This window comes from Microcoleus sp. Pol17C6 (assembly GCF_036701145.1).
Lineage (GTDB): Bacteria > Cyanobacteriota > Cyanobacteriia > Cyanobacteriales > Microcoleaceae > Microcoleus.
The window spans coordinates 26,698-46,144 of record NZ_JAUBQH010000021.1; the positions used below are offsets into that span (position 1 = coordinate 26,698).

The 19,447-nt window shown below is 45.1% G+C and carries 20 protein-coding genes; 12 read left to right on the forward strand and 8 right to left on the reverse strand.

Annotated elements, in window-relative coordinates; genetic code table 11:
- Window positions 1–54 precede the first annotated feature (54 nt).
- Entirely contained in the window at window positions 55–948 is an 894-nt protein-coding gene (locus QUA25_RS12680; protein WP_333038212.1) for an EI24 domain-containing protein, read from the forward strand.
- A gap of 3 nt (window positions 949–951) precedes the next feature.
- On the opposite strand, the gene QUA25_RS12685 is transcribed toward QUA25_RS12680, so the two are convergent.
- Both QUA25_RS12685 and QUA25_RS12690 read right to left on the reverse strand, forming a co-directional pair.
- Window positions 952–1,206: a hypothetical protein gene (locus QUA25_RS12685; protein WP_333038214.1), complete on the reverse strand. Its 255-nt coding sequence runs from the start codon at window positions 1,204–1,206 to the stop codon at window positions 952–954.
- A 173-nt stretch (window positions 1,207–1,379) separates the two neighbouring features.
- Window positions 1,380–1,508, reverse strand: coding sequence for a hypothetical protein (locus tag QUA25_RS12690; protein WP_333038217.1), 129 nt, complete (start codon window positions 1,506–1,508; stop codon window positions 1,380–1,382).
- Window positions 1,509–1,513: 5 nt separating this feature from the next.
- Here QUA25_RS12690 and QUA25_RS12695 point away from each other — a divergent pair, with 5 nt between their 5' ends.
- From QUA25_RS12695 to QUA25_RS12710, 4 genes are all read left to right on the forward strand, one after another.
- Window positions 1,514–3,019, forward strand: a complete 1,506-nt coding sequence (locus tag QUA25_RS12695) for an MBOAT family O-acyltransferase (RefSeq protein ID WP_333038219.1) — start codon at window positions 1,514–1,516, stop codon at window positions 3,017–3,019.
- A 70-nt stretch (window positions 3,020–3,089) separates the two neighbouring features.
- Window positions 3,090–3,983, forward strand: a complete 894-nt coding sequence (locus QUA25_RS12700) for a hypothetical protein (RefSeq protein WP_333038221.1) — start codon at window positions 3,090–3,092, stop codon at window positions 3,981–3,983.
- A gap of 171 nt (window positions 3,984–4,154) precedes the next feature.
- On the forward strand, window positions 4,155–4,886 hold the full coding sequence (locus tag QUA25_RS12705; RefSeq protein ID WP_333038224.1) for a DUF7873 family protein: 732 nt from the start codon (window positions 4,155–4,157) through the stop codon (window positions 4,884–4,886).
- A 445-nt stretch (window positions 4,887–5,331) separates the two neighbouring features.
- Window positions 5,332–6,279 carry a serine/threonine-protein kinase gene (locus tag QUA25_RS12710; RefSeq protein ID WP_333038226.1) on the forward strand — a complete coding sequence of 316 codons (948 nt, stop codon included), beginning with the start codon at window positions 5,332–5,334 and terminating at the stop codon, window positions 6,277–6,279.
- On the opposite strand, the gene QUA25_RS12715 is transcribed toward QUA25_RS12710, so the two are convergent.
- From QUA25_RS12715 to QUA25_RS12725, 3 genes are all read right to left on the reverse strand, one after another.
- The gene (locus tag QUA25_RS12715) at window positions 6,273–6,899 is read right to left on the reverse strand and encodes a J domain-containing protein (RefSeq protein WP_333038228.1); all 627 of its coding nucleotides are present in this window, start codon (window positions 6,897–6,899) and stop codon (window positions 6,273–6,275) included. The two genes, QUA25_RS12710 and QUA25_RS12715, sit on opposite strands and share 7 nt — an antisense overlap.
- A 130-nt stretch (window positions 6,900–7,029) precedes the next feature.
- A complete protein-coding gene (locus QUA25_RS12720; protein WP_190741966.1) occupies window positions 7,030–7,623 on the reverse strand; it encodes an ATP-dependent Clp protease proteolytic subunit in 594 nt (197 codons plus the stop codon).
- Between the two features lie 201 nt (window positions 7,624–7,824).
- Window positions 7,825–8,484 carry an ATP-dependent Clp protease proteolytic subunit gene (locus tag QUA25_RS12725; RefSeq protein ID WP_333038231.1) on the reverse strand — a complete coding sequence of 220 codons (660 nt, stop codon included), beginning with the start codon at window positions 8,482–8,484 and terminating at the stop codon, window positions 7,825–7,827.
- A 72-nt stretch (window positions 8,485–8,556) separates the two neighbouring features.
- Here QUA25_RS12725 and QUA25_RS12730 point away from each other — a divergent pair, with 72 nt between their 5' ends.
- The 5 genes from QUA25_RS12730 (at window position 8,557) to thrB (ending at window position 12,757) form a co-directional block, all read left to right on the forward strand.
- The gene (locus QUA25_RS12730) at window positions 8,557–9,792 is read left to right on the forward strand and encodes a VWA domain-containing protein (RefSeq protein ID WP_333038233.1); all 1,236 of its coding nucleotides are present in this window, start codon (window positions 8,557–8,559) and stop codon (window positions 9,790–9,792) included.
- Between the two features lie 222 nt (window positions 9,793–10,014).
- Window positions 10,015–10,581, forward strand: coding sequence for a Uma2 family endonuclease (locus QUA25_RS12735; protein WP_333038235.1), 567 nt, complete (start codon window positions 10,015–10,017; stop codon window positions 10,579–10,581).
- 3 nt (window positions 10,582–10,584) lie between these two features.
- The gene (locus QUA25_RS12740) at window positions 10,585–11,076 is read left to right on the forward strand and encodes a tetratricopeptide repeat protein (protein ID WP_333038237.1); all 492 of its coding nucleotides are present in this window, start codon (window positions 10,585–10,587) and stop codon (window positions 11,074–11,076) included.
- 58 nt (window positions 11,077–11,134) lie between these two features.
- Entirely contained in the window at window positions 11,135–11,704 is a 570-nt protein-coding gene (locus tag QUA25_RS12745) for a Uma2 family endonuclease (RefSeq protein ID WP_333038238.1), read from the forward strand.
- 87 nt (window positions 11,705–11,791) lie between these two features.
- Window positions 11,792–12,757 (forward strand): homoserine kinase, encoded by a 966-nt coding sequence (gene thrB, locus QUA25_RS12750; RefSeq protein WP_333038240.1) that lies wholly within the window; start codon window positions 11,792–11,794, stop codon window positions 12,755–12,757.
- Between the two features lie 279 nt (window positions 12,758–13,036).
- Here the strand turns inward: thrB and QUA25_RS12755 are convergent, their stop codons facing one another.
- A complete protein-coding gene (locus QUA25_RS12755) occupies window positions 13,037–14,308 on the reverse strand; it encodes an ATP-binding protein (protein WP_333038241.1) in 1,272 nt (423 codons plus the stop codon).
- Between the two features lie 466 nt (window positions 14,309–14,774).
- Between QUA25_RS12755 and QUA25_RS12760 the strand changes: the two genes are divergently transcribed.
- Together QUA25_RS12760 and QUA25_RS12765 are read left to right on the forward strand one after the other, a co-directional pair.
- Window positions 14,775–17,468: an endonuclease MutS2 gene (locus tag QUA25_RS12760; RefSeq protein WP_333038331.1), complete on the forward strand. Its 2,694-nt coding sequence runs from the start codon at window positions 14,775–14,777 to the stop codon at window positions 17,466–17,468.
- 260 nt (window positions 17,469–17,728) lie between these two features.
- Window positions 17,729–18,670, forward strand: a complete 942-nt coding sequence (locus QUA25_RS12765; RefSeq protein WP_333038242.1) for a site-specific DNA-methyltransferase — start codon at window positions 17,729–17,731, stop codon at window positions 18,668–18,670.
- Here QUA25_RS12765 and QUA25_RS12770 read toward each other — a convergent pair.
- Together QUA25_RS12770 and QUA25_RS12775 are read right to left on the reverse strand one after the other, a co-directional pair.
- Complete coding sequence (locus QUA25_RS12770; RefSeq protein ID WP_333038244.1) at window positions 18,633–19,184, reverse strand: hypothetical protein; 552 nt, start codon at window positions 19,182–19,184, stop codon at window positions 18,633–18,635. The two genes, QUA25_RS12765 and QUA25_RS12770, sit on opposite strands and share 38 nt — an antisense overlap.
- The gene (locus tag QUA25_RS12775; protein ID WP_333038246.1) at window positions 19,174–19,386 is read right to left on the reverse strand and encodes a helix-turn-helix transcriptional regulator; all 213 of its coding nucleotides are present in this window, start codon (window positions 19,384–19,386) and stop codon (window positions 19,174–19,176) included. Before QUA25_RS12775 ends, QUA25_RS12770 begins: the two co-directional genes overlap by 11 nt.
- Window positions 19,387–19,447: the final 61 nt, after the last annotated feature.

A 19,447-nucleotide genomic window follows, 5' to 3' on the forward strand; every position in this document is an offset into this window, starting at 1 on the left:
AATAATGGAAAGTGGATAATAGAAAATAGAGTCGAGTCCTCAAAAGCAGAAAATATGTCAAAACAGCTAAATTCAAACCCCGCCCACGCCGCCATTACCGCACCTATTCGACTCCTGGCAGGTTTCACCTATCCTTTGCGAGCTTTCACGCTGATTTTGCAAACTCCCAAGCTGTGGACTTATGTATTAGTTCCCGTGGTGCTAAATTTTATAATTGGTATTGCTCTTTATTTAAGCTTGCTATTTCCCAGTTTGGCAGGGATAGACGTTTTAGTTGCCGATTTATCCGTCCGATTTAATGCTCTAATTGCTAGTTTTCCCACTTGGCTGAGCTTTCTCGGCGGGTTAACAGTCGCTTTTGGCTGGCTGCTGCGCGTAATCCTAGTGTCAGGACTTTTGCTGATAATTGGATTTTTGTTAGTGCAGTTTGGCGTGATTTTAGGTTCGCCCTGGTACGGCAAACTTTCCGAACAATTGGAACTCCTGCGGAACGGTCAATTGCCCGCAGAAGCACCAATGAGTTTGGCGAGTAGTTTTGGGGATATTCAAAGGGCGATCGCCTTTGAACTGCGAAAACTACAAATTTTGTTTAGCCTCGGCATACCGCTGCTGCTGCTGCATTTTATCCCTGGCATCGGCTCTATTCTTAGCAGCTTGGGTGGCGTAGCTTTGGGCGCGACTATTGTCTGTTTGGACTTTTTAGATGCACCTTTGGAGAGGCGGAGGCGACCTTTTCAGGAGAAGTTGGAGATCATTTGGGCGAGTTTGCCGGCCAGCGGGAGTTTTGGTTTGGTTTGTTTGGGTTTGGTGAGCATTCCGCTGTTGAATCTGTTGGCGATTCCGCTGTGCGTGACGGCGGGAACTTTGTTTTTTTGCGATCGCATTTGGCCGGCCCGGTTTGCCCCAGAAGAAACAAAGAGCGATCGAGAAACTAACATTACAACTTAAAAACTAGGGAGATGCTTCTTCCTTCGGCTGACTCTGGGAGTTAAGACCCAAAAACGGGCTTAAAAACAGCCAGCTAAGGAAGAAAAATGATGCTGTAAATAGCTGGACAATATCGATCGCCGACAAATATCCGTCAGATAATAGTGCAATAGTTCTATCTGTCAGCCCGAATATCCAAGAGAGAATCCCAAACAGCCAAATGCCTTTTTGGAGCATGGGCAAAAATGCTGAAACTTCGGAGTTTTGCTGCTTGTTCATTGATTTAGCCCTTGTTTGCGAAAAGTCTGATTAACCGGGGCACCCCAAGGGCTTAAGGATTTTTGGTGTCTCCTCGGATTCCCTTTGTTATCTATATGTTAAGAAATGTTTCCCGATATGACAACGCGCCCTGGGAGGGATTTCCGCATCTATCTCAAGAGGTAGTCGCAGCGCTAACAAACAGTGATATTTGCTACACTTTGGTAGGATGCGCGATCGCGATCGGGTTCTGGGTCACTCTTGCCATTAGTCCCAGGCGCTTGATATAGTGGGTCACAGGCTACGTAAAAGAGCGAAATCATAAATTATGTTATTTAACAGTATTGAATTTTTAGTATTTTTTGCGATTGTTTTCGCCATATATTATTTCCCTCCGTTGCAAAAATTGCAGGTTCCCATCCTGATCATTGCCAGCTTTATTTTTTACAGTTGGAGCGCCCCCGCACTATTGCTGATCCTGCTACTCTCCATTATTATCAACGCTACAGTCAGCTTTCAAGTTGCCCGAAATTCTGACAAGAAACAGCGATTTTTTTGGGCTTTATCGGGAGTCGTTCTCAATGTATTAATTTTGAGCTTGTTTAAATACGCCGGTTTGCTAACTAACTTTGTTGCCGAGGTTTTTAATATTGCTCGCTCCGAAGGCAGCATTGCTTATTTATTCTTAAAATTGCCTCTGCCTATCGGCATTTCTTTCTACACATTTGAAGGCATAAGTTTAATCGTAGACGTACTGACTCAAAAAAACAAAAGCGAAACCGCAGCCAACACTTACGTCTCGCCCAACTTTAGCCAACACCTGCTAAATACTTCATTTTTTATTGGCTTTTTCCCCAATTTGCTGTCAGGCCCGATTTTAAAATCTCAGACATTTTATCCCCAGATTGCTCCTAAATATTTTAAAGATATTCCTTGGAATTTCATTTTTCGCTCGCTCGTTGTCGGCTACTTCCTAAAAATGGTCATCGCCGACAACTTAAAAGACTATACCTTCTGGATTAGCTTTCCCTACTACCGAGGATTTGGAACTATTACCAACCTGACACTGCTGTTTGGCTACTCAATACAAATTTTCGCCGATTTTGCCGGTTACTCCTTAATTGCGATCGGTTTTGCGGGTGCTTTGGGTTACAAAATTCCCGACAATTTCGACTTTCCCTACATCTCGCGTTCCCTCTCCGAATTCTGGAGAAGGTGGCACATTTCCCTCTCAACTTGGCTCCGAGATTATCTATACTTTCCCCTCGGCGGAAACCGCAAAGGGAAAATCAGAACTTATGTTAACTTAATGATAGTAATGACTTTAGGAGGATTATGGCATGGGGCTGCTTGGAGTTATGCAGTTTGGGGAATTTATCACGGATTAGGTTTAGCAGTAGAACGCTTTTTTGGGTTCGACAAATCCAAAAACAAATTACAAGAATCAAATCAAGTAAAAACCAAACCCATCTGGCAGCAATTATTATTGGACAGCCTTAGCGTTTTAGGAATTTTCTCTTTTGTTTCCGTGGGATGGCTGCTTTTCAAACTGCCTCGATTTGAAGAAGCGGTTGACTTCGCAGTTACTTTAGTTCGCAACTATAAAGTCAAGCCCGGTTGGAGTCACATTATTCCGACGCTAATTTTTTCGCTACCAGTAGTGATTTATCACATTCCCCATTTTCCCACTTGGCAAAATCGGATGAAACAGGATTCAAATAAAAACGGTCAAAAAGTCTGGAGCCTTTATCAAGATTTAGCTTTAGGAATTATGCTAGCAATGATATTCCTCAACAGTGGCAGCTCGAAACAATTTATTTATTTCCAATTCTAGAAGGTGTTCTATGTTTGTCAAATTCCCGTTGCGACCGATTTTACGGCCGATACTAATTTTTCTGTTTATAATGAGCTTTTATCAAGTGCTCGTCACCGGCGGAGTTTTGCCTGCTTCCGACGGAGTTAGCCTGCTTCAAAATAATATTGTTAAAACTCAAAGGTATGTATATCAGGATAATTCCGATCTAAAAATGGTAATGGTAGGTAGTTCTCTAGCTGCCAACCTTAATATTAAAGACATTGGAGAGGGCGTAAAGAGCATAGCTGTGGGGGGAGGAGCGAGCCAAACAGGTTTAGAAATAGTTAAAAGAAGTACAAGCAAGCCTCCTATTGTTTTGGTAGAAATTAACGATACTATTGTTCGCAAAATAGATACAGAATTAATGGATTCTTTGTATCATCCTCTTTTTTATTGGTTACGCCAGTATCTACCGATGATGAGAGAGGAATACCGTCCGATTAGCATTTTTGTGGATTTTTTTAAAAGTCGATCGAAGCCGAATCACAAAGTGACGCGAGAGGCTCTAGACAGATTAGAAGGTCGATATCTTACTCCCGACTTATCGCAAAAAACTATCCAAACGATAGTTGATATTCAAAGTCAACCTTTGTCTGAAAAAGATGCAGAAGCTATAAAAAAAGAAGCTGAGTTTATTAAAAGTCAAATCGCAGAAATTAAAAAAAATAGCGGGGCGAAAGTAGTTTTATTTGACATACCGCAAGAGTCACGAGTTAACGCTGCAATCAGGAGAAAACAAGTCCAAGAATTGGCTAAAAAGCTGTTTCCATCCGATCGTTTTGAGTGGCTGCCACCCCCGAAAGAGCGAGAATGGCGTACCAATGACGGCGTTCACTTGATCCGCAGCGACGCTAGAGATTTTGCCGAGTTTTTGAGGGATAAATTGCTGGGCACGGTAGCGGCGGACTTTCTTGGCACCGCGCCTAGAAAAGAAAGCTTGTAATTTATTGTGAAGTGTGTCATACTACATAATGAGCAAGTTTGGTTAAAGAACGATCGTGAGGTTTGTACTGAGGAGGGAGAGTTATCAAAGCTCTAAAAGCCACAGGACAAACAATTTGATGATCAGTATCAACCCGGCTTGATATGAGTTCAGCGTCAATAAAATCGAACAATGGCACGCTTAAATCAGATTATTGCGATCGAAAAAGGCATCAAAAGCCGCTCGGTTCAAGAACTGGCAGAAGCTCAAAAAGCTCTCCAGAAGCCCGCTGTGCTTTCTGGAATCTCCCGCACTTACCGTCCCAAAGACGAAGAAGGCGAACAACTGCCGCCAGAGTCCAAAAAAGTTGAAGTCAAAGCAGAAGAGATTATCCGCAAAACGACTGAAGTTTTGACCAAACTCTTCGACGTAACCGCAACCAAAGATTGGACAAATTGTAGCGCCCGCGCGGACGTAACTGTAGACGGAAACGTGCTTTTGAGCCAAGTTCCCGTCAGCTATTTGCTATTCATTGAAAAGCAGTTAGCAGATTTGCAAGCATTTATCAAAAAACTTCCAGTCTTAGATGCTTCCGAGACTTGGAACTTCGATGCTTCGGCAGACTGTTGGGCCACAGAACCGGTGCAAACTCTCAAGACTTTTAAAACTCCGCGCAATCACGTTAAAGCTGAAGCTACCGAACACCATCCGGCTCAAGTCGATGTTTATTACGAAGATATTACGATCGGCTATTGGCGCACGGTCAAGTTTTCTGGAGCTTTGCCAGCGCGGCGGATCAATGAGTTGCTGCAAAGGGTGGAAATCTTGCAGCAAGCTGTTATGTTCGCCCGCGAAGAAGCTAACAATTATGAAGTTGAGGAACAGAGAGTGGGAGAGCGAATCTTTCAATTTATTTTCCGCTAATTGCTTGCTTTTTTGATAGTTATGGTTTAAGATATAAACAGAGTACAAGTTTAAACTCAAACTTCAACTTAAACCGTACAAATGTGACAGTGCAGGTTCGACTCCTGTCCCTTCTACCCAAAATAGGGGGGTAGCCCAATTGGCAGAGGCAGCATTGCGTACAAATTCAACAGCAAGTTATTACTCTAAACTCAGCATTCACCGCCGATCGCTAAAACGAATGTCAGGAAAAAATAACATCATCGAGGTTGCTGGCTCATATCCAGCCCCCTCTACCAAACGCAGGGGGGTAGCTCAATCGGTAGAGCGCGATGCTATTAATCTTAAATCCTTGACTTAAATGTGATAGCGTGCGTAAATGGGCGGTAAATATAAACCCAGTAGTAAGGTCAGAACTGCTGGGTTTTATGCTAATAATTGAATCAATTTGTTAAATCCGTCTGTCGTGGACGTATCAAGGCCGATGATTTACTGCATCAATCCTCAATGCGAACAACGCGAAAATCCTGCTGCTGCTCAAAATTGTCAGGCTTGTGGCACGGATTTGTTAATTGGCGATCGCTATCGTATCCTTAAACCAGTGCGATCGCCCAATCCCGGACGCCCCACAGACATTTTTGAAGTCGAAGATTTGGGAACCGGGGAAAACGAATGGGGAACTGTCAAAATTTTAAAAGTCTTGAAACACACCCACAACCCCGATTTAGTTCGCTTGTTCAAGCAAGAAGCGCGAGTTTTGATTTGGCTGGCTGGAAAGGGCTCCGTTCCCCAAGTCGAACCTGATGGTTATTTCCAAATTAAACTCCCTCATAATTTCCAAAAACTGTCTTGTTTGGTGATGGAAAAAATTACCGGAGAAAACTTGGCAGAATTATTAACTAAAAAACAGTACGTTTCTCAAAATCTCGCTCTTGATTGGCTGCAACAAATGCTTCATATTTTGCAGGAAATCCACAAATACCATTTAGTGCATCGGGATATTAAGCCATCCAACCTGATGGTTGAAGCCACTGGGAAATTGAGATTAATTGACTTCGGCGCCGCCACAGAAGCAGATATAGATACCGCACCCATAGGTTCTGCTGGATACGCCGCACCGGAACAAATTCTAGGTAAAGCAGGGGTGCGATCGGACTTTTTTGCCCTAGGGCGTACTTTTGTACATTTATTAACAGGCATAGAGCCGAGCTACTTTCCCGTTAATGAAAAAACTGGTAAAATTAATTGGAGGAACCAGGCTGTAGATATTGACCCGTTACTCCTAGACTCGATCGACGAATTGATGGAACCGCTACCGGAAAACCGACCTGAAAATACCCAAGTTATTTTAGAAAAATTAAAAATTCACGACGCAGACCCCCTGCAAAAGGGGGACGCAACATCGCTTCAATAAATCTCTTCCAGCCGGCGAAAATCCCGCTCAACTTCTGCCCACAAAGCCCGATTGTGAGGGTCAGTTTTCACAGCCTTTTTCAAATAAATTCTCGCCTTATCAACCTGCTTTTCTCCGATCAAATGCCGTCCCCAGCGCTGATAGGCGATGGCTTGCCACTGACGCACCTCCAAATCTTCGGGAACCCGCTGGGCCAAACCCTCAATCAAGGCGATCGCCCGCGGGAACCTCTGATATTTCAGCAACTGCTGCAACTCAACATAAGCATCTTGCTTTAACTTTTGTTCCACCGCCGACAGATCCGCATTAGATTGAACCGCGGCCTCTTTTCGAGTCACTTTAACTGCCTGCGGTTGAGCTTTCACCCTCTGATCCGGCGGTGTCGAAGTAGGCGGCACAGTTGAGTTGGCAACTTTCGACCCCGCAACATGGTGGGGGGCAACATTCACCAAGAACTTATAAGCCTCAGTAATAGCAATAAACTTATTCTTAGCCTGTTCGTTTCCCGGATTCACATCGGGGTGATACTGTCTGGCTAACTGCCGATAAGAGGCCTTAACTTGCGATAAACTCGCACCAGACCTGAGTCCTAACTGTCGGTAATAATCTGCAATATCCATCTAGCATGAATGAGCGTTGATAATACCATTAAATATGGCAGAATCCTTAAATGTAAAGATTCTGCCACAATTTACTGCGAACTAGATTGTAGTGCGAGGGTTGCCCGCACTACTGAAGCGAACAAACAACTTACGGACGCTCTTCGATCACTCTGTCAATCAAGCCGTATTCCTTGGCTTCCTCAGCGGACATGAAATAGTCGCGATCCATGTCCTTCTCGATTTTCTCGATCGGCTTGCCAGTATTCTTAGCATAGATATTATTGAGTTCGTGGCGCAGCCGCAGAATCTCTTTCGCCTCAATCTGAATATCCGTTGCTTGTCCCCGCGTGCCCCCAGAAGGCTGGTGAATCATGATTCGCGAGTGAGGCAAAGCTAACCGTTTCCCCTTCGCACCGGCAGCTAACAGGAAAGAACCCATCGAAGCAGCCAAGCCCACACAAATCGTCACCACGTCCGATTTAATGTGCTGCATGGTATCAAAAATAGCCATGCCTGCCGACACCATTCCGCCTGGGGAATTGATGTACAAAATAATATCCTTACCTGAATCTTCCGAATCAAGATAGAGCATCACAGCGATGATTTGATTAGCAATTTCATCGTCAACGTCCCTGCCCAAGAAAATAATTCGTTCCCGGTAGAGGCGATCGTAGATATTAATCCACTGAGTATCATAACCACCCGGCATTTTGTAGGGAACTTTTGGCACACCTATAGGCATAATTCGGAACTCCGTTTAGTTGGTAATTGGTGATCGGGCAATTGGGCATCGGGCATCGGGCATTGGTAATTGGGAATCGGTAATTGGGAATTGTTAGTCATAAAAAGACTATTGAATAACTAATCAGGGTAGAAACTACTAGCCATTAACCCTTAATTCTTACTCATTCCCCATTCCCCATTCCCCATTCCCCATTCCCAGTTAGATGACTCCTGCAGGCAGCGGTTTCGGCAATTCTTCCGAACTTTCAAGAACGCGATCGATCAAACCGTATTCTTTAGCTTCCTGGGGCGTCATGTACAGCAACCGATCCATATCTTTAGTAATCTTTTCGATCGGTTGGCCAGTACAGCTTGCAAAAATCTCAAGCATCGTCGCTTTATTTGCCAGCACTTCCTTAGCCCGAATTTGAATGTCGCTTGCTTGACCCCGCGTGTAAGCCTTGGGTTGGTGCAACACAATCGAAGCGTGCGGCAAACTCGCCCGAAAGCCTTTTGTACCAGCCGCTAACAGCATCGCAGACATCCCCATTGCCGAACCGAGGCAAATAGTGTGCACAGGCGGCTTAATGTACCTGATCGTATCGCAGATAGCGAAGGCTTCTGTTTCAAAGCCGACGGGTTCGCCACTGTAACCAGAAGTGCCGGTCGAGTTGATGTAGATTTTGATCGGCTTATCCGGGTCTTCGTACTGCAAGAACAACAGTTCAGCGATAATCAGTTCTGTTACCGCAGGCACCAGAGGCATCCCCAGATAAACGATCCGCTCCTTCAGCAACAGGGATGGCAAATCGGGAGGTGGCGTCCGAGAGTTCCCTTCCCCGTAGTATGGCGATTGCACAGCTTTAATTGGTGTGTTCATATAACCGAAATGTTGCCTGAACTGATGGAGCTATTCTTAAAGAAATACTAACGCAATCTTTAGGTATCCCGCATGAAAGTTAGTTTGCTCCCGGTTTTAAACGACCCTAACCTTGACGCTGCTGCGCCCTCAACGCAGCGCCAGCTAGCGATTTCGGTGTCTGCGACGGCAAGCTCGATCGACTCCAGCGTACCCTTAAACCTGTGCCTGATTCTCGACCACAGCGGTTCTATGGGCGGACGCCCCTTGGAAACCGTCAAACAAGCCGCCGGACGGTTGCTAGACAGGTTGAAGCCTGGGGATCGCTTTTGCGCGGTGGCTTTCGATCATAAAGCCAAAGTCCTCGTCCCCAATCAAATTGTAGGAGATCCCAGCAGCATTAAACGGCAAATTGAGCAATTGCGCTCGGCCGGTGGCACAGCAATTGATGAGGGCATTAAGTTAGGTATTGAAGAGTTGGGCAAAGGCAAAAAAGAAGCTATATCTCAAGCATTTCTGCTGACTGACGGCGAAAACGAACACGGCGACGACAGCCGCTGTTTGAAGTTGGCTAAATTGGCTGCCGACTACAACATGACTTTAAATTCTTTGGGATTTGGCGATAACTGGAACCAGGATATTTTGGAAAAGATTGCTGACGCTGGCGGCGGTGCTCTGGCTCACATTCAGCGTCCCGAAGATGCGGTTGACGAGTTTGGCAAACTATTTACTCGCATCCAAGGTGTAGGTTTGACTAATGCTTATTTGCTATTTTCACTGATGCCAAAAGTACGGTTAGCCGAACTCAAACCGATCGCCCAAGTTTCCCCGGATACGATCGAATTACCGGTACAGCAAGAGGGCGATCGCTTTATGGTGCGCCTGGGAGATTTAATGAAGGATATAGAGCGAGTAGTTTTGGCTAATATTTATATTGGACAGTTGCCCGAAGGTACACAGGCGATCGGGCAATTGCAAATTCGCTACGACGATCCGACTGTCGGTCAAAGTTTGCTTTCCGATCCTGTTGCAGTTTCTGCTAATGTCCAGAAAGTTTATCAGCCGGCTCTTAACCCGACTGTACAGCAGCACATTTTAGCTTTGGCTAAATACCGCCAAACTCAACTCGCAGAAACTAGATTGCAACAGGGCGATCGCGCCGGCGCGGCAACGATGCTGCAAACAGCAGCTAAAACTGCTTTGCAAATGGGCGATAAAAGTGCCGCAACTGTGCTGCAAACCTCTGCTACTCGTTTGCAATCTGGTGAACAATTGAGTGAAGCCGATCGCAAGAAAACTCGGATTGCTTCTAAAACTATTTTGAAGTAACCGCGCGATTTGAAATTTTAAATAATTTTAAATTTGCCGATCGGACAATTCGGCGATGCCAAATCGCATCAACAAAAACGAAACCCGCACCCAGGCGGGTTTCAATATTCTGAGTTTCGCCTGCAGAAAGCGAAAGTCAGTGTATGCCGATTGTTTCAAGCTGTGGATCGTGTAGAAGCTCGATCGTTTAGAATGTTTCTATCACCTATCAAGAGTGCTTGTATGAACCAGACAATATCTGATAAAGTACGCTGGACTACCGCCGATTTAGAACTATTGCCCGATAACGGCGATCGTTATGAAATTATTGATGGGGAGCTATTTGTGACTAGAGCACCGCATTGGGGTCATCAACAGGCTATAGGCAACCTCTACCAAGAACTTAATACTTGGTCGCGAGAGACTAATTTAGGACGAGCAGGAATCAATCCGGGTATAATTTTCACGGATGCTGATAACGTTATTCCTGATGTAGTTTGGGCCAGCAATGAACGCTTGGCTATCTTGCTAGACGAAGCAGGCTATTTAACCGCCGCGCCTGAGTTCGTTGTTGAAGTATTGTCCCCCGGTGCAGACAATGAAAGACGGGATAGAGATTTGAAACTCAGACTCTATTCGGTACGAGGAGTACAGGAATACTGGATTGTGAATTGGCGGTTGCGACAAATAGAAGTTTATCGCAGGGAACAAGCAAGTTTAAGGATCATTGCTACACTGTTGAACAATGATGAACTAACTTCCCCTTTGTTGCCCGGTTTTAGTTGTTCTGTAGCTCAAATTTTTGCCTAAATTATGAAATCATCATTTTACAATTTAATTGCTACTCTAGTAATCTTTACTATCTTTGGTAATATATCCCCTGTTTCTGCTAAATCCTCCGCAATATTAATAGCTCAAAAAACGATTGTTCAAAATCCTGCTGAAGATTTATTCAATAGTGCTTTAGCCAAATCAGAGGCTGGAGATATTCAAGGGGCGATCGCTGATTACACCGAAGCCATCCGCCTCAACCCCAACTACGCCAAAGCCTACAACAAACGCGGCATCATCCACGGCCGCAATCTCAAAGATTATCCAGCAGCTAAAGCAGATTTCGATCGCGCAATTGAAATTAACCCCAACTACGGCGATGCCTACTACAACCGCGCCAGAGCCCGCGAATTCTTAGAAGACAAACCGGGGGCGATCGCCGATTATCAGAAAGCAGCCGAACTCTATCAAAAAGATGGCAATACCAACGATTATCAAGATGCCATCAAGCACCTTGAAATGCTGCAAGAATAAATGGCTTTTGAAAACATATTATAATTATAATATGGTTAGTCTTTAACAAAGAGCAATTATGATTGCCAACAAAAGTCACAAGTACGCATCCCCAGAAGACTATTTAGAAGGCGAAAAAATCAGCCCCATCAAGCACGAATACAGACAAGGCGAAATTTATGCAATGGCAGGAGCAAGTGATGCCCATGAAACTATTTGCATCAACTTAGTAAACTTGCTCACAACTCATATTAGAGGCAGAGGTTGTCGCATCTATGGGGGAAACATGAAAGCCAGAATTGAGCAAGCCGACGTGTTTTACTATCCAGATATCATGGTGACTTGCGATGAAAGAGATAGAAGCCTGGAATATTTCAAACGCTACCCGCGCTTAATCGTAGAAGTTTTATCTCCAACAACAGCAGCATTCGATCGCGGAAATAAATTTGCCGACTACCGCACCTTAGAAACTTTACAAGAATACGTAGTTATTAACCAAGAAAGAATCAGTGTAGAATCTTACCAGCGCAATGCAGAAGGGCGCTGGGAACTTTACCCTTACGCGGAGGGCGAAGAAGTTCGCTTGGCTAGCGTAGACTTTCAATGCCCGATCGCACAAATTTACGAAGATGTTCTAGGAATCAGTTAAAATAGTCGATCGCACAAACACCAAAAATTCATCTGTGTTCATCTGTCTCCGTCTGCGGTTAAACACTCCAAATTAACTATTCAAAAAATGCCCGAAACTTCCACTGTCACCGTCACCGTACCCGCCACAACCGCCAACCTAGGCCCCGGCTTTGACTGCATCGGCGCCGCTTTAAGCCTCTACAACCGCTTCCAATTCTCCCGACTCGAACCCTCAGCAACAGAGAAACTAAAAATTACTGTTACAGGCAAAGAAGCCGCCAAAGTCAAGACAGACGACAGCAATCTCGCTTATCAAGCTTTTCTCAAGTTATACGATCGCCTCAACCAATCGCCGCCCCCTGTAGCCATACATATAGATATGCAAGTGCCGCTGGCTAGAGGTTTGGGGAGTTCCGCCACAGCTATTGTCGGTGGGTTAGTCGGTGCAAATGAATTAGCCGGAAAGCCTTTGAGTCAGGTGGAAGTGATGCAATTGGCGATCGAACTTGAAGGACATCCAGACAACGTTGTCCCCGCTTTACTCGGAGGTTGTCGCCTCGCTGCTAGCAATCCACCCCCCCAACCCCCCCTTAGTAAGGGGGGGCAGGGGGGGGGTTCCTGGGAAATTTGCGACATTCCCTGGCATCCAAATATTGTGCCCGTGGTAGCCATTCCCGATTTTGAGCTTTCTACAGCCGAAGCGCGCCAAGTTTTGCCAGCAGATTACAGTAAGGCTGACGCGATTTTTAATGCTGCACACCTCGGTTTGCTAGTGCGGGCTTTGGAAAGTGGCAATCAAAACTGGCTGCGCTGCGCCCTCCAAGACAAAATTCACCAGCCTTATCGGCAATCACTGATTAAGGGATATGAAGCGGTGCAACAAGCCGCCGTGAATGCAGGGGCTTGTGGAATGGTAATTAGCGGTGCGGGCCCAACGCTTTTGGCTTTAACGGATGCTACTAATGCTGATGCGGTTGTGAGGGAAATGGCGGCTGCTTGGATGGAATTTGAGGTAAAGGCAGATGTAAGGGCGATCTGCCTCGATACTCAAGGCGCGCAAGTCTCCCTTTAGTTATTCCACTCCTAGACACGCAACATCTACATAACCGTGTTTTGTAGGGGCAATCTCCCGTGGTTTCCCCTCTTGGAATTATTCATATTTCTATTCTCTTCCTCTCTCCTTCAAATCTCTTAAATATCAACTCAAGTCTCTTTTCGATAACTTCTGCCATTCCCTCTACAAAATTTTACCTTAAAAAAGTGCAGTCATTGTAGGGGCGGATTCACAAGAATTTCAGGCTAAAACAAACTATCTCAAAAACCCGCCCCCACCAACGGTAAATACTGTTAATTAACTGTGACGCAGCGGAATCTCTATCTGAATTTTAGTGCCTTTACCCGGTTCGGAAAAACACTTGAACTCTCCTTTGTGCTGCTCTACAATTATCCGATAGCTGAGAGCAAGTCCCGATGATATGGGTGGTTCCGCAGGTTTTGCTCCCAAAAATGGCTCAGAAATTTCGGCTGTGGTATCTTTGCTATGTGCGATGTCGTTATCAGCAATCTCAATCGAAATTCGCTGAGCATCGACCACCTGAGTGGTAATCAAAATGACTGGCTTAAATTTGATGGATTCCAACTCCTCTAACTCTTGAGCCGACTCTTCCAAAGCATCGATCGCGTGATTGATGATATTCAGAAAAGCTTGATTGAGCAGCCCTGCGTAACATTCAATCTGTGGCAAATTGCCGAATTGTTTGATCACCTTGATGTCTCGCCTTCCCTCGCGAGCCGGCAAGCGGTGCTGTAACAATAACAGAGTATTTTCTAAACCGTCGGAAACATCAAATAACTGCCAGCCCGATCGATCGCTGCGGGAAAAATCCTGTAGCGACAAAATTATTTGGCGGATGCGATCGCTCCCGGTACGCATGGAACTCACAATTTTTAATAAATCGTCGAGTACGAATTCCACATCCATATCTTGTTGTTTTTGCAGAATTTCCGCTCCAGGAGCTACTAGCTGTTTTTGATACAATCGCAGCAGGTCAATTAAATCGGTAGCGTAGCTTTGGACGTGAGTTAGATTGCTGTAAATAAAAGTAATTGGGTTGTTAATTTCGTGGGCGATACCTGATACCAATTCGCCCAAACTTGACATTTTTTCTGTTTGCAGCATTCGATCGCGCGACAGTTGCAATTCTTGCTGGGTGAGAGCCAACTGCGCCCTCAACTCGCGCGATCGCTGAGACGCGCGCACCCGCGCCAATAATTCCTGCTTAACTATCGGTTTAAACAGAAAATCGTCAAAGGGCGCATCCAATTCTTGAATTTCATCAAATTGCTTCGGTGTTGTCAGCAGAATAAAATAGGCTGCCGCCAATTCTCGTGAAGCGAAGCTATCCCGTAGGGAATCGGCTTTCACCAGCCGGCACACCTCCAAAAAGTTGATTTGAGGCGAAGTCCCGTCGCAAATTATCGCATCGGGGGACACTTCCCTCGCCAAGTCTAAACCCTCTTGGTCGTCGGAAACGACTCTCACCTGATGTCCCTCTTGGCTGAGTAACTCTTGGACAACTTGAAAAGTCACAGTATCCCCGATGATCGCCAGAATCTTTGCCATACTTCTACCAACTCCACAAATTACTTTTTAGGATACAACCGCCAGAATTGCGCTGACAGATTTAAAATTCCAAAATAGTTCAATTACATCAAAAAACAACGGATGCCCGCTCCCTCAAAACCAAAAATAGCCCATACCATTTTAGATTTTATATTTTAGAGTAAAAAATTGGGAATGACTTACTGTATAATAATAGTTGGGAGCTTGGCTACAGTTGCATATTTTTTGGGGACTGGTATCACTAGAAGGTATAATTTTAGACGGGCAATGCAAAAATGCAAATTTTCTCCTTCGTAATTAATGGTACATCAGAGCTTTCTGCCGAAAGACTGCTGAGGGCGATCGCAGATACTTTCTCAAGTTGCGCCAGGAAACAATAAAAAACTTTAAAATCAATTAATAGTATCGTTAAATTCACCTTCTCGGTCAGCGCCTGGGAATGCCAATTACCAACACCACCTCAACTTTGATTCAAGCCGAAACACTAGAACTATTAGAATGGCCGCGCCTGTGTCAGCACTTGGCTACCTTCGCTGCGACCAAACTCGGCGTCGCCGCCGCCCTAGACCTCGCAATCCCGGCAACTCAAGCTCAAACAGCAGAACTCCTCGCCCAAACTCAGGAAACTTATCAGTTAGAGAGCCGCGCTGGCGGTGCTTTGAGTTTTGAAGGAATCCAAGACATCGGCACTTCGCTGCAGCGAGCCGAACTCCAAGGTTTGCTCACCGGCGAAGAATTGCTGGCAATTGCTACTACCCTGGCCGGAGCAAGGCAATTGCGCCGGATAATTGACTCTCAGCCAGATGTGCCGACGCTCAAAGAACTGGCAGCCCAATTGCGGACTTATCCTGAACTAGAGCAAGAAATCCATCGCTGTATAGACGATCGCGCTCAAGTAGCAGACAGAGCAACTCCTAAATTAGCAGGAATTAGAGTTCAAATGCGACAGTTGCGCGATCGCATTTATCAAATATTGCAGGGGATTTTGCAGCGCCAATCCAACGCCGTACAAGAACAGCTAATTACCCAAAGAAGCGGACGCTTTGTCATTCCAGTCAAAGCTCCCCAAAAAGATGCCATACCGGGCATCGTTCACGACTCCTCGGCTAGCGGTGCGACACTGTACGTAGAACCCCACAGCACAGTCAATCTTAACAACCAAATGCGGCAGTTGCTCAGGCAAGAACAAGCCGAAGAAGAAGCAGTTCGCCGCGCCCTCACCGAGCAAGTCGCAGCAGTCAAACCAGATTTAGACAGATTGGTGGTGGTAGTTACAACTTTAGATTTAGCCGCCGCTAAAGCGCGTTATAGTTTTTGGTTGCAAGCAAATCCGCCGAAATTTATCGAATTGGGAGAGCCAGAATTAGCACCAAAAAATCCCGAAAAAGAAGATGAGGAAAAAGAAGAGGAGGAAAACTCAGAAAACAGTCAATTATTAATTCGCAACCTGCGATCGCAAATTACCCTGCGCCAGTTGCGCCATCCTTTATTAGTTTGGCAGCAACAGCACGAGCAAGGCTTTCCCGTCGTGCCGGTCGATTTAACGATCGCCCCGCACATCCGCGTCGTCGCCATCACTGGCCCCAACACGGGTGGCAAAACAGTCACCCTCAAAACCTTGGGCTTGGCAGCTTTAATGGCGAAAGCAGGAATGTTTGTTGCCGCCCGCGAACCCGTAGAATTGCCTTGGTTCGACAATATTTTGGCCGATATTGGTGACGAACAATCTTTGCAGCAAAGTTTGTCTACTTTCTCCGGCCATATCCGCCGCATCAGCCGCATTTTAGAAGTTTTACACAATAAATCGCAGGTTGAAGGCGAAGAAAATTCAAACCTTCCAATTACTAATTCCCAACAGCAAGACCAAGAAGCCACAGATACACAGAACACTGTTTCTGCTCTCCCAATTCTCAAACCTAAATTACAGATTCCCCAACCCCAAATCCCAAATCCGAATTCCCAATTACCAATTCCCAAATCTTTAGTTTTGTTAGACGAAGTAGGAGCGGGGACAGACCCATCAGAAGGCAGTGCATTGGCGATCGCCCTGTTGCAATACCTCGCCCAACATTCCCTATTAACAGTTGCAACTACCCACTTTGGCGAACTCAAAGCCCTCAAATATCAAGACTCCCGCTTTGAAAATGCCTCAGTAGAATTTGACGACAATTCCATGCAGCCAACCTATCGCTTGCTGTGGGGAATTCCCGGACGTTCCAACGCCCTGACTATTGCCAAAAGACTCGGTTTGCTAGCAGAAATTGTCGAAGAAGCTCAAACCTATGTCGGGGGAGCCTCTCAAGATGTCAATCAAGTGATTGCTGGACTCGAAGCACAGCGCCGGAAACAGGAAACCAAGGCCAGAGAAGCAACTCAACTGCTACACCAAACCGAAAAACTGCACAGAGAAGTTTCTCAAAAAGCAGCCGCTTTGCAAGAGCGGGAGCGAGAACTAAAAATAGCTCAGGAAGTGGCAGTAAATGAGGCGATAGGCTCGGCAAAATCAGAAATTGCTCAAATCATTCGTCGCTTGCAGTCGGGCAACCAGACGGCTCAAAATGCCCAACAAGCGACAGAAACCTTAAATCAAATTTCCCAAAAACACCTGCCTTCTCGCCAACAATCGGCTAAACCCAAACCGAGTTTTATGCCGAAAGTGGGCGATCGCATCCGCATTCCCAGCTTGGGCCAAACCGCCGAAGTCCTCAGCGGCCCCGACGCTAACGAAGAGTTGAGCGTCCGGTTTGGGATTATGAAAATGACTGTCAAACTGGGAGAAATTGAATCTCTCGACGGTCAAAAACCCGAAACTAAAGCTCAATTAGCCAAGGTTGCAGCCCAAGCACAAGCACTCGCTACCGCTAAAGCTAAGCAAGCAGCGTCGGAACCTGCAAAACCCAATCCCGAAATCGCCATTCGCACTGCTAATAATTCGATCGACCTACGGGGTGCGAGAGTCTCAGACGCAGAAATCGAAATAGACAGAGCTCTTTCCAAGGCCGTGGAATACGGAGTGCTGTGGATAATTCACGGCAAAGGTACGGGACAGTTGCGGCGCGGCGTTCACGAGTTCCTCGCGAATCACCCGCAGGTTTCCCGCTTTGAGCTCGCCAGTCAAAAAGAAGGAGGTGCAGGTGTGACGGTGGTTTATTTGAAATAGTCAGGATTTACGCATTTCCGGTTGACTCGTAATTATAGCAATCCTAAATCATTTGTAATTTTCTTACTCCCGAACCGCGGGTTCGGGGAGGGTTGGGGTGGGGTAAAAAATTTACGACTCCTTTAGGATTGCTATATATATTTGTCGGCAGCAAAACAAGTTGCAACGAACAGATCGTAGTGATACAACCGGAATGGATACTATACTGCAAATGTGGCATAATTAAGAGTTGATTTCCCACTTTAGTAACTGCCTGATTAATGAAAAAAACTCCCTCAAATGAAGTTTTGGTTGGCGACTGTCGTGAAGTGATGAAGACCTTGCCAGAAAATTATATTTCTGCCTGTATCACTGACCCACCTTATAATTATGAATTTATTGGTCATAGATGGGATGACTCAGAAATTCAAAGGCGTATGGAAAGAGTCAATGGCAAGGGAAATAAAACCCTGGTTAAAAACATTCCCTATGGCAGTGGTTTAGCAGGTGGAGTCAGAAACGAAAAATGGTATCAAAGGAATCGTAACAACACTCTGGATTATGAAAAGTGGTGCTTTGAGTGGGGCGAGCAGCTTTTTCGGATCTGCAAACCGGGTGCGACAGTTTTAGTTTTCAACAGCACACGGACTGTTGCTCACGTACAAGTTGCACTTGAAAGTGCTGGTTTCTATGCGAGAGATATTCTTGTTTATAAAAGATCGAGTGGTATCCCTAAAGGTGTCAATATCAAACAACAGTTAGAGAAGAAAGGATATGAAAATCCTGAAAAATGGGAGGGTTGGCACAGTTGTCTGAGGAATGAATGGGAAGCGATCTGCGTACTTCAAAAACCACTGGTCAATAATTACTTGGAAACTCTACAGGAGTATGGTACTGGTCTATTTTATACTAAAGATCAGTTCGGTGGTTTTCAGTCAAATATTTTAGAAGGTATACAGCGTGAGAAAACCGAGGAGTTTAACGTCCATTGCACCGTTAAACCAATCGCTCTAATGAGAAAGCTGGTCGAAATATTTGTACCGCGTTTGGAAAATTCTATTCTAATCGATCCTTTCGCAGGATCTGGAACCACATTGCTGGCGGCGAAAGAATTTGGCATTAGGTATGTTGGCATTGAAATAGTACCGGACTACATAGAGATTATCAACAAGCGCCTTGATAGTTTCAGCGGTATACAGGGAATTCTCCCACTTTTTCAATAAGAAATGACTTTAAATCAAATCCGCTTATTTTTTGTATGAACTCAAACGAATCGTCCCCTGTGTAAACTTTCCAAGTCCCTACTTTGCACGCTGTAATAGCTGCGGGCAAATTATCTTGTCTAAGAATTAAGAATACGGGTTCGTAATTATAAGTACGAAGTAGTGGGCCATAAGATTTGAACTTTTTCAGTGTTCCAGAATCTCCTGAGCCAATACGATATTTTGTATCTATTGCGTACCGCTCCACAATCAGATCGCACGGCTCATCGCTTCCGACTTTAAATGCTGGCTGAAAGCTACTGCAATATGTTTTACACGTTTCAGTAACTAACAATTGCCAACACATACCTAACTCACGTCCCCAATATTGCCTATTTTCTTTTTTTATAATTGGAGAAATACCAAACACATCCATTAAAATATCGTGTTCTTCATTCTCTTCTGCATAAATTTTTTTTGTAAATGAGTTTTGGTATCTTCCTAAAATTTCCTCTAGTCTTCTTTCAGTCATCATCAACTACCAGATCAGCTAGACTAACGGATAATGCCTTGGCTATTTTGCTTGCATTAAGTAGCGTTATATTCCTTTCACCTCGTTCAACTGAACCAATATAGGTGCGATGTAATGCAGATAGTTCTGCAAGCTGATCTTGGGAAAGATTTCTGAGCTTTCTGAAATGTCTAACTTTTTTACCAAATTGCTCCGTAATATCCATAGATCGCGCCAGATGAAGCAATGACAACTATAATCTGACAGACTATAAGTAGCGACAGACT

Coding starts and splice junctions, on each gene's coding strand:
- QUA25_RS12680 (WP_333038212.1), top strand. CDS start 55: ATGTCAAAACAGCTAAATTCAAACCCCGCCCACGCCGCCATTACCGCA.
- QUA25_RS12685 (WP_333038214.1), bottom strand. CDS start 1,206: ATGAACAAGCAGCAAAACTCCGAAGTTTCAGCATTTTTGCCCATGCTC.
- QUA25_RS12690 (WP_333038217.1), bottom strand. CDS start 1,508: ATGATTTCGCTCTTTTACGTAGCCTGTGACCCACTATATCAAGCGCCT.
- QUA25_RS12695 (WP_333038219.1), top strand. CDS start 1,514: ATGTTATTTAACAGTATTGAATTTTTAGTATTTTTTGCGATTGTTTTC.
- QUA25_RS12700 (WP_333038221.1), top strand. CDS start 3,090: ATGAGCTTTTATCAAGTGCTCGTCACCGGCGGAGTTTTGCCTGCTTCC.
- QUA25_RS12705 (WP_333038224.1), top strand. CDS start 4,155: ATGGCACGCTTAAATCAGATTATTGCGATCGAAAAAGGCATCAAAAGC.
- QUA25_RS12715 (WP_333038228.1), bottom strand. CDS start 6,899: ATGGATATTGCAGATTATTACCGACAGTTAGGACTCAGGTCTGGTGCG.
- QUA25_RS12720 (WP_190741966.1), bottom strand. CDS start 7,623: ATGCCTATAGGTGTGCCAAAAGTTCCCTACAAAATGCCGGGTGGTTAT.
- QUA25_RS12725 (WP_333038231.1), bottom strand. CDS start 8,484: ATGAACACACCAATTAAAGCTGTGCAATCGCCATACTACGGGGAAGGG.
- QUA25_RS12730 (WP_333038233.1), top strand. CDS start 8,557: ATGAAAGTTAGTTTGCTCCCGGTTTTAAACGACCCTAACCTTGACGCT.
- QUA25_RS12735 (WP_333038235.1), top strand. CDS start 10,015: ATGAACCAGACAATATCTGATAAAGTACGCTGGACTACCGCCGATTTA.
- QUA25_RS12740 (WP_333038237.1), top strand. CDS start 10,585: ATGAAATCATCATTTTACAATTTAATTGCTACTCTAGTAATCTTTACT.
- QUA25_RS12745 (WP_333038238.1), top strand. CDS start 11,135: ATGATTGCCAACAAAAGTCACAAGTACGCATCCCCAGAAGACTATTTA.
- thrB (WP_333038240.1), top strand. CDS start 11,792: ATGCCCGAAACTTCCACTGTCACCGTCACCGTACCCGCCACAACCGCC.
- QUA25_RS12755 (WP_333038241.1), bottom strand. CDS start 14,308: ATGGCAAAGATTCTGGCGATCATCGGGGATACTGTGACTTTTCAAGTT.
- QUA25_RS12765 (WP_333038242.1), top strand. CDS start 17,729: ATGAAAAAAACTCCCTCAAATGAAGTTTTGGTTGGCGACTGTCGTGAA.
- QUA25_RS12770 (WP_333038244.1), bottom strand. CDS start 19,184: ATGATGACTGAAAGAAGACTAGAGGAAATTTTAGGAAGATACCAAAAC.
- QUA25_RS12775 (WP_333038246.1), bottom strand. CDS start 19,386: ATGGATATTACGGAGCAATTTGGTAAAAAAGTTAGACATTTCAGAAAG.